The organism is Sphingobium sp. TB-6 (genome assembly GCF_012927365.1).
Taxonomy (GTDB): Bacteria; Pseudomonadota; Alphaproteobacteria; order Sphingomonadales; family Sphingomonadaceae; genus Sphingobium.
In genome coordinates this window covers 1-7,438 of sequence record NZ_JABBGL010000038.1, presented here as the reverse complement: position 1 = coordinate 7,438, position 7,438 = coordinate 1, and the positions used below count along the sequence as shown (strand labels likewise).

Below are 7,438 nucleotides of genomic sequence, written 5' to 3'. Positions count from 1 at the left end.
GTTGCTCGCGCCCATTGGCAACATCCCGCCTGCCGAAGCCGAGGAGCGCTACTACGCCATGCTGGACGAAACACCCATGGCCGCATAATTTAAACCAAATGGCCTCCGGCAATCCCGGGGCGGTTCACTCGCCCGTTTGGCAAGTTTCATTAGCTCGTTACCAAGCGAACTCAGAGGGACGCCCCTCGTAAAACCTATGGCGGCCATCATGCGCCACCCCGTGTGGTCATTCCAGCCTAGTCATAGAGGGCAGATTTGAGACACAATCCGCTCCTTTGGTCTGCCTTGACCGAAACGTCATTGAAGTTGTCGTCGTAACTTGCTTTCATGCAGAGAACGAACGGGGGTGTAAGAATGGCGAGTGCGATTGGCCTGCGCGGATATTTGGTTACAGCGCACAAGAAAGGCGACCGTGCGATTTTGTCGTTCAGCGACAACGGTTTTAACATCAAGCCTCCAAAGTTCTTCACGAATTTTGTCGCTGGCCACGCTTCCGTCGTCCAGAATGATGAAAAAGAACGTAGCTGGTATTTCGAAGAGCGCGAGAACAACGGCGTAGGAAACAGCAAAGGCTACACGCATTACGGAACATTCGGCTTTGAAAGCAATTTCGTAGATAGCAAGACGAAAACAAAAAACTATCGCCGCAAGGTCGATGATATTGAAGAAATTCCGCTGTTCTACGAATATTGGAGGCCGGAGAAAGCCGACTTTTGTTTCGCCGCGTTCCAGTCGTTTCAAGGTCGGTCGTGCATCAAACTCGTCATGGATCAGGCCCAAGACGAATTTGCCGCGCTCAACCCCGGCTACATCCTGAAGTTTCAAAAGCTGCTGCCGAGCGAGGGTAGTAGCCTCTATAGCAAAGCGCCAGTTCGGCGGCTTCGCCTTATCAAGCGCAACGCACCCCAAGACGTAACCGACCGTTTTCTTGGCAGGCGGGTGCCAGATAAAGTGAACTTCGAAATCAGCATGTCTACGAACCGTAACAAAATACTCGGATCATTCGGCGAAGTGACCGGCGCGTTGAGGAAAAACGATGCTGGCCTAGTCCTACATGATGGGATCGAATTTTCGGAAGTCTACGCTGACGTAAAGATAGGCGGAAAGTATCGCCCTGTTGGCGTATTTGGAAGCGATTCTAACGCTGGCGTCATCGACATTACCGAAGATATTGTTCGCGGCGCGGACGGCCATCCAACATACGGCTCCCTGACGGCGCAATGCGACAAAATACTTTCAGATTTCTTCAAAATTATAAGTAATAAATAGCCATGAAAATTAATGTTTCATCTATCGTTCGGGATCATCTTGATACCCTATATGATAGCAGAAGCAACCGCGCTTCTTTTATCGACGTAGCAATATTCTACGCCTTGCCAATTATATTGGCTATATTATCTTATTATTTTCATATGAAACTTGATACGAACGCATATAATATCTCAATCACGTTCTTTGGTATCTTCATCGCACTAATATTGAACATTCAAGTAGCGATGTTCTCCATATTCCAGCGAAAGTGGGAAATGCCGTCCGACAAGCGCGTTGCGGCTTCGATGGCCGATACGCTCGCGGATCGGAAGAAGCTGTTGATCGAGTTAAACGCCAATCTTTCCTATCTCATTCTTGTTTGCTGCGTGGCGTTGGTGCTGTCGCTGCTGTCATTCATCAAGTCGTTCGACAACTGCGTCATTCCGTCGGTGATGGTGTTCCTCTACGCCCATTTCCTGCTGACGCTGTTGATGGTCGTTAAGCGCGCACATGCGCTGTTCCATAAGGAATATCGCGATAGTCCCGATTGACATTACGGCGGAATCTACGTCCACCATAATTGCCAACGGCAGCTAACCGACGATGCGAACCCCAAAGCCGTCATTCCGCATTGGCAACGGGAGCGGTCGGCCGTCCCGCGGAAATTCGGAACTACTTCATCATTTCACATTAAGCCGCACCATGTTGACAGCAATAACGCATCGCTATACATTTGACCGCACCATGTGAAAGGATGCCCATGGCCACTGACAACACCGTCCGGGTTTCGCTACGCCTGAAAACCGATGTGAATGGCGCTGTAGAGAAAGCAGCGGCGGACAAAGGCGTCGATCCCGCAACGTTCATGCAATCCGTGATCGAAAGGTCAATTTACCCCTATTTGCCCAACGAGCGCCGAAAGGAACTGGAAATGACCGAAGAGCTTTTTGGAAGAGCCCAGGATTTTGCGCGAAAAGTGCATGATGAAGGCCGCTTCAATGCGGATTTCACGCTAACCGTCATCGACGACATGATGGCTGACCCTTCAACACGACAGCTTTACGCCGATCTCATCGGAGATGAGGATATTTTGAAGAACGGCATGCCGAAGAAAAGCCCATTAAATATGTACCTGGGATTGTACATTAAGAACGCGATAAATGCCGAACCGCTTCTCGACGCGAAGGGAAAGCCGCGCCGCGCGTTTGTGAAAAATCGACCGATCCAAAGCTATACGCTACTTAAATTGAATTGAGCATCATAAGACAGATCAGTCACTGGTTCGGTCCTCGTACCCATTAGATACGCATGTGCTCGAGCGATAGCCAATGGTATTACCGTTGCGGCTGGGATATTGCGGTACATCACGATGTTGGCGGAGACGAAGCGAAGTCCGGAGGCATCGCCCTTACAAAGAGAAAAGTACGTGATATTCAGCCAACATGATTGCTCTTTTTCTGCTCGCGGCAACGCCTAGTCACTTCGCCTACAGCATCCTCGGCGAAGGTTCGATGTCATGTGGCGAATGGATAGATCGCCGCCGCGCTGAACCCAACCGTGTCCTTCCCGAGGCTGCCTGGGTCTCAGGGTATATTACCGCTATGGCTCGGATAGATTCCGCTCGCAATGGCAGAAAAATCGCGCGCGGTGTGGAGGGGGCGGGTATCGATCATTGGATTGATAATTATTGCGCGGCCCATCCTATCGACAACGTTGAAGCGGCAGCCTCTACCCTCGTCGGTGAGTTGAAATCCAGAGCGCAGTAATTTCGAACTGACACGCCACCCATAGCGGTGGTTGGTGCAGTTTGCTCGAGGCGAGTGGCTATGGTTCAGGGGCGATGACGCACGAGTCAAACCGTGTACAAATCGAGTCAGAGCGATTTGACGGCTTAGCCGCCGAGGTTCAAAAAGGAACCCCGGCGACCCGTTAGCGCCTAAAAGAACGGATCAGTTTTTCGGCCGACCGTTCTTGTCAGTCGTAAAGGTCTCAATCGTCGTCGTGCGAGGACGGCGATTGGCCTCTGCGATGGGAATGATACGACCAGTGATCGAGTCACGTCCCCGCTGATGCTTCGACTTGCTCATTGGATTTCTCCTTTGATGAGCCGAGCGGTTGGTCCGCCCTCCCGGAAGACGCCGCACACGCCTCCTCGCTACAAGGCGTTGTGGTTCCCCGGCCGTTCAGACCATGTATATTGATTCCAGAACTTTGATTAAGAGTCGAGTCCCTTTTTGTTCCCAAGTAGCGCGCTGCTGGGATGGCGGTTGCCCGCCGCCCAATTTCGCCGTAATGAGCTACTTTCGTAGTGGGTGAATTTCAGCAATTTCCTGCAACGGCTCGATGCCAATGGCTCCTGCGACATCGATAAACTCAACAATGTCTAACCGTCGCTCACCCAATTCGTAGCGCGAAACGAACTGCTGCGGTTTGCCCAGCTTTGTCGCCAGTGTGGCCTGACTCAATTCAGCCGCCTTCCGAGCAGCAATGAGGCGCTCGATCAGTTTCCGATATCGATCATCGTGAATGCCCTTGGGCAACGCCACCGCCTACAACAAAGTCGTGTGAGCGGATTGCGCCAGCGATTGTTTCTACACCAAAATGATGTATTGATATGTCGTCAGATTGCTATCCAGAGGGGGGTCATGGCTGACGAAAAGAAATGTCCCGAATGCGCAGAACTCATCAAGAAAGATGCGAAGGTCTGCAAGCATTGCGGTTACAAATACACGCCAGCTGCGCTCGCCGCCCAACAGAAGCAGGAAGAAGAAGAAGGCAGGGCTGCTCTTATAGGGTGCTTGGGCCTCCTGCTGCTCGGGGGAGCTATCTACGGCATCTCTCAGATTGGCGGGTGTTCCGAGAGGCCAGCTGGCGAAGTCGGTGTCGCGAATTCGGCTGTTGTTGAGAATGTCGTAGAGGCGGCAGAGGCGAATTTAACCGGACCGGCCAAGACAAAATCCAAATCCGAGCGCGCCGCCTACAAACCGCTTCCGTCCAAGAAAGAATCCGCCGAAGCCATTGCTACCGTTATAAACCTTAACGGGCATCTTTGTGCGCGTGTGACCAACGTAGCTCCGCTGCGAATGCGCGATAGCGTTTATGAAGTCACATGCGTCGAATATCGCGGCGGCACCGGGACGGTTCGCTATATTGTCAACGCGAATACTGGCGTCGCCTTCCAACAGTAAGCTTATAAATACTAAAGGTTTCTTTAAATCACCGTGAAGGCGAGTAAATATCTTCGATTGTTTCGTAACAGAAATGATGTAAATTACGTCCACGTCGTCTCAACGTGGGAGGGGGTAATATGCCATTTATCGGAGCTGTTTCCAACATATCCAGAAATGCGATATTGCTGCTCATTGGTATATTGATCGCTTCGACGCCTTCCCAATCAGCGGTAAAAAATAAAGCTCGAACTGCACCTTCTATCAATAGACCTTCGTTTTCCGATCAATACAAATCTGCCGTTTCAAATGTCAAAACATGTGATGATTATTTAGCCAACCGCATGAACATTCCATCTGTGGAAAATCATCTTGGTATGTTTCGTTCTTGGGAAGAATCCCGTAAAGACGAGTTTGAAACGACACAATCATTCAACTCTAGAAATCTATCAAAGTTTTCATCATACATCGGAAGCACGAAAATAATCATTAAAAAGAAAGTGGATGTAACGTATGACATGGACAACCAACAAATTAAAATTCACATTCCTTTCGAGCCTTACTATTACGACATGTCATTATCCTTAGGCATGGAACGAGCCGGCGCATTAAAAAAATATGTGGGGCAAAACGGCTATGGAGCCCAGGCGCGCGTAACCAGTTCAGATTGGTCAGAGCTATATTTGACGTTCGATAATTTACGATCACGAGATTCTGAAATAATTCTTCCAATGAAACCCGTAGATGCCATTTCTTTAAAAAACAGTGGTAAACTTGAGATAGTTTCTGAACTAATTTCTCCGTTTTTAACGGTATTGAATACTCATGATTCGCCAACCATATCTCGACCGTTCGAGCATCGAACCAAAATAACGCAAATTAGATCAAACCTTCTTTGCCTATTTCTTACATGGGATGGAGGAATACCTATAAGCCTTACCCAGAAAAGATAGACGCGGGTTACAAGATCACTTTAATTTTTCTGCACTCCTGCCATCATGAACAAATCAAGAACATGATGGAGGCAATCATGGTAGTGATGAATAGCTCGCAGCAAGAGCCTGGCCGGGCGGCCAAGGGTAAGCGCTCGAAGGAAGCGGCCAAGCAGAACAGCTCCACGGTCGCTAAATCTGATTGGACCGAGGACGATGAGGCCCAACTCCGCAACCTTTTAACAAGAAGGCGGCAGGCGGGGTATCGGAAACCCAGCCGCGACGTTGGCGGGCAAGTTCTAAGGGTTGGCAGTTTCAACCCCAACCCAAACACTGTCACGGCTTCAATCTGTGCCATAGTGGCGTTGAACGGAACCATCACGCGCCGCGCGCTTCTGGCAGAAATGGCTGATACGGTATTTCCCCATCCCAAAGCCCAGCCCAAAGACCCAAAGTGGTGCCAAGGCTGGGTGGCAGGAACCATTCGCAACGGATTCCTGGTGCTGGTCGCTGACGAACAGGCCGATCAGTCACCGCTGACGGACACAGCAGCCCAAACGCCCGTTTGTGTTGCTGTGTCTGACTTAAAGGCAGGGGAAGTGTGATATGCGGGTCGTGTCCTATCTTCGGGTATCAACGGCACGGCAGGGCGCGTCTGGCTTAGGGCTGGACGCGCAACGCGCTGCTGTTACGGCCTATATCAGCGCCGGGGGCCACACGTTGGCTACTGAATATGTGGAGGTGGAGTCAGGCACCAAGGCAGGCAGGCCGCAGCTGATCGCCGCCTTGGCTGAATGCCGCTTGCATAAAACGACGCTCCTCATCGCCAAGCTGGACCGGCTGGCCCGCAACGTCGCCTTCATCGCCAACCTCATGGATGGGGGTGTGGACTTTGTCGCCTGCGACATGCCGCAAGCTAACCGGCTGACGCTGCATCTGCTGGCTGCCATCGCTGAACATGAGCGGGAGATGATCAGCCAGCGCACAAAGGCGGCTCTTGCTGCGGCAAAGGTCCGTGGTGTTAGGCTGGGCAACCCTCGTGGCGGGGAGGTTCTTGCCGGTACATATAGGGAAGGAGCCGCCGCTAGTGCGGCGGGGCGAAGAGCGAAAGCCGACCAGCATTCACGCGCAGCGGCTCCCGCAATCAGGGAAATCGTCACGTCAGGCCTTGATAGTTCGCGGGCCATCGCGACCGCCCTGAACCGGCGAGGCATCCCCTCGCCAACTGGAGGTACTTGGTACGAGGAGCAAGTGCGCCGTACCCGAAGGCTCTCGCTTTGATGGGCATCAGCCGGGGCAGTTCTGGGTAGCGGCGGAAGTTTACGCGCCAACAGTGACGAATTGGATCGATTTTTTGACCCGTTGGCGAGGCGGGTCCCGTTTTAGCGTAAGGTGAACTGCGACTTTGGCAGGGGACCCACGAAGGGGGTATAGGGGGGAGGCCCCCTCGTCGGCAGGTGACCACCACATCAGATTTCTCGAAAAAATTTCTGAAATCGGGTGTAACTTTGTAACCTAACGTTCGCCCTATTTTACTTGGGAATAGAACTGAAGAATACAAAATAAAGGGGGACCAGCCCCCCTTACTTCGGTTACTCGGTTGCAGGATCGTCGGGCGGCAAGGCTTCGGAATCGTTGAACAGCAAGCCAGTTTTCTCGGTGAAAGTCGTCCTCGCCTGGTGCAGCGGTGGAAATCGATAGGCTCTGTGCACAGATGGAAGTTCAGGACTCTTGGACCTCACCGGGGCGGAGCCAAAGCCAGGCGGAAGAAGACGACCCAACTGGATGCAAAATTGCCGTTCGCGGAAGGCAAAACCATGGGCCGCCGCGTATATTCGATAGTCCTCGATGATCGTGCGTGATGGCACATCGACCGGCGAGCTCTCACTCCACCAATAGCCTGCGGCTTCCAAGGTCTGCATCCCCACTATACTGATCCCGTCCTGGAGCCTGTCATAATACCTGAGGATCAGCGTGCAATAGGCACCCCCTTCGTGGGGTGATCGGCGTGCAAAAAGGACCCCTTCATCCCGGGGATTTAGTCGGCCGACTGGTTTTGATCAGTTGGCGAGAACGGGATGTTGATCG

At 52.0% G+C, this 7,438-nt stretch carries 11 protein-coding genes; 8 read left to right on the top strand and 3 right to left on the bottom strand.

Translation table 11 applies throughout. The features are described from left to right. The first annotated feature begins 354 nt into the window (after positions 1-354). The 4 genes from HHL26_RS23800 (at position 355) to HHL26_RS23785 (ending at position 3,017) form a co-directional block, all read left to right on the top strand. Entirely contained in the window at positions 355-1,269 is a 915-nt protein-coding gene (locus HHL26_RS23800; RefSeq protein ID WP_169576905.1) for a hypothetical protein, read from the top strand. Positions 1,270-1,526: 257 nt separating this feature from the next. Then, positions 1,527-1,802: a hypothetical protein gene (locus HHL26_RS23795; RefSeq protein ID WP_240962583.1), complete on the top strand. Its 276-nt coding sequence runs from the start codon at positions 1,527-1,529 to the stop codon at positions 1,800-1,802. A gap of 209 nt (positions 1,803-2,011) precedes the next feature. After that, positions 2,012-2,506, top strand: a complete 495-nt coding sequence (locus HHL26_RS23790) for a hypothetical protein (protein WP_169576904.1) — start codon at positions 2,012-2,014, stop codon at positions 2,504-2,506. Between the two features lie 187 nt (positions 2,507-2,693). Further along, on the top strand, positions 2,694-3,017 hold the full coding sequence (locus tag HHL26_RS23785) for a hypothetical protein (protein ID WP_169576903.1): 324 nt from the start codon (positions 2,694-2,696) through the stop codon (positions 3,015-3,017). Positions 3,018-3,200: 183 nt separating this feature from the next. Here HHL26_RS23785 and HHL26_RS23780 read toward each other — a convergent pair whose 3' ends face one another. Then, a complete protein-coding gene (locus HHL26_RS23780) occupies positions 3,201-3,338 on the bottom strand; it encodes a hypothetical protein (protein WP_169576902.1) in 138 nt (45 codons plus the stop codon). 210 nt (positions 3,339-3,548) lie between these two features. Then, positions 3,549-3,791 carry a helix-turn-helix transcriptional regulator gene (locus HHL26_RS23775; RefSeq protein WP_169576901.1) on the bottom strand — a complete coding sequence of 81 codons (243 nt, stop codon included), beginning with the start codon at positions 3,789-3,791 and terminating at the stop codon, positions 3,549-3,551. A gap of 105 nt (positions 3,792-3,896) precedes the next feature. Here HHL26_RS23775 and HHL26_RS23770 point away from each other — a divergent pair, with 105 nt between their 5' ends. From HHL26_RS23770 to HHL26_RS23755, 4 genes are all read left to right on the top strand, one after another. Beyond that, positions 3,897-4,439, top strand: coding sequence for a zinc ribbon domain-containing protein (locus HHL26_RS23770; protein ID WP_206377610.1), 543 nt, complete (start codon positions 3,897-3,899; stop codon positions 4,437-4,439). Positions 4,440-4,558: 119 nt separating this feature from the next. Further along, positions 4,559-5,371 carry a hypothetical protein gene (locus tag HHL26_RS23765; RefSeq protein WP_169576900.1) on the top strand — a complete coding sequence of 271 codons (813 nt, stop codon included), beginning with the start codon at positions 4,559-4,561 and terminating at the stop codon, positions 5,369-5,371. 77 nt (positions 5,372-5,448) lie between these two features. After that, positions 5,449-5,955 carry a hypothetical protein gene (locus HHL26_RS23760; protein WP_169576899.1) on the top strand — a complete coding sequence of 169 codons (507 nt, stop codon included), beginning with the start codon at positions 5,449-5,451 and terminating at the stop codon, positions 5,953-5,955. A 1-nt stretch (position 5,956) separates the two neighbouring features. Further along, positions 5,957-6,631 carry a recombinase family protein gene (locus tag HHL26_RS23755; protein WP_169576898.1) on the top strand — a complete coding sequence of 225 codons (675 nt, stop codon included), beginning with the start codon at positions 5,957-5,959 and terminating at the stop codon, positions 6,629-6,631. Positions 6,632-6,942: 311 nt separating this feature from the next. Here HHL26_RS23755 and HHL26_RS23750 read toward each other — a convergent pair whose 3' ends face one another. Beyond that, the gene (locus HHL26_RS23750) at positions 6,943-7,278 is read right to left on the bottom strand and encodes a hypothetical protein (RefSeq protein WP_169576897.1); all 336 of its coding nucleotides are present in this window, start codon (positions 7,276-7,278) and stop codon (positions 6,943-6,945) included. Positions 7,279-7,438: the final 160 nt, after the last annotated feature.

Bases quoted from the DNA above. Each gene is read 5' to 3' on its own strand.
- HHL26_RS23790 (WP_169576904.1), top strand. From the start codon at position 2,012: ATGGCCACTGACAACACCGTCCGGGTTTCGCTACGCCTGAAAACCGAT.
- HHL26_RS23800 (WP_169576905.1), top strand. From the start codon at position 355: ATGGCGAGTGCGATTGGCCTGCGCGGATATTTGGTTACAGCGCACAAG.
- HHL26_RS23755 (WP_169576898.1), top strand. From the start codon at position 5,957: ATGCGGGTCGTGTCCTATCTTCGGGTATCAACGGCACGGCAGGGCGCG.
- HHL26_RS23760 (WP_169576899.1), top strand. From the start codon at position 5,449: ATGGTAGTGATGAATAGCTCGCAGCAAGAGCCTGGCCGGGCGGCCAAG.
- HHL26_RS23785 (WP_169576903.1), top strand. From the start codon at position 2,694: ATGATTGCTCTTTTTCTGCTCGCGGCAACGCCTAGTCACTTCGCCTAC.
- HHL26_RS23770 (WP_206377610.1), top strand. From the start codon at position 3,897: ATGGCTGACGAAAAGAAATGTCCCGAATGCGCAGAACTCATCAAGAAA.
- HHL26_RS23765 (WP_169576900.1), top strand. From the start codon at position 4,559: ATGCCATTTATCGGAGCTGTTTCCAACATATCCAGAAATGCGATATTG.
- HHL26_RS23795 (WP_240962583.1), top strand. From the start codon at position 1,527: ATGCCGTCCGACAAGCGCGTTGCGGCTTCGATGGCCGATACGCTCGCG.
- HHL26_RS23780 (WP_169576902.1), bottom strand. From the start codon at position 3,338: ATGAGCAAGTCGAAGCATCAGCGGGGACGTGACTCGATCACTGGTCGT.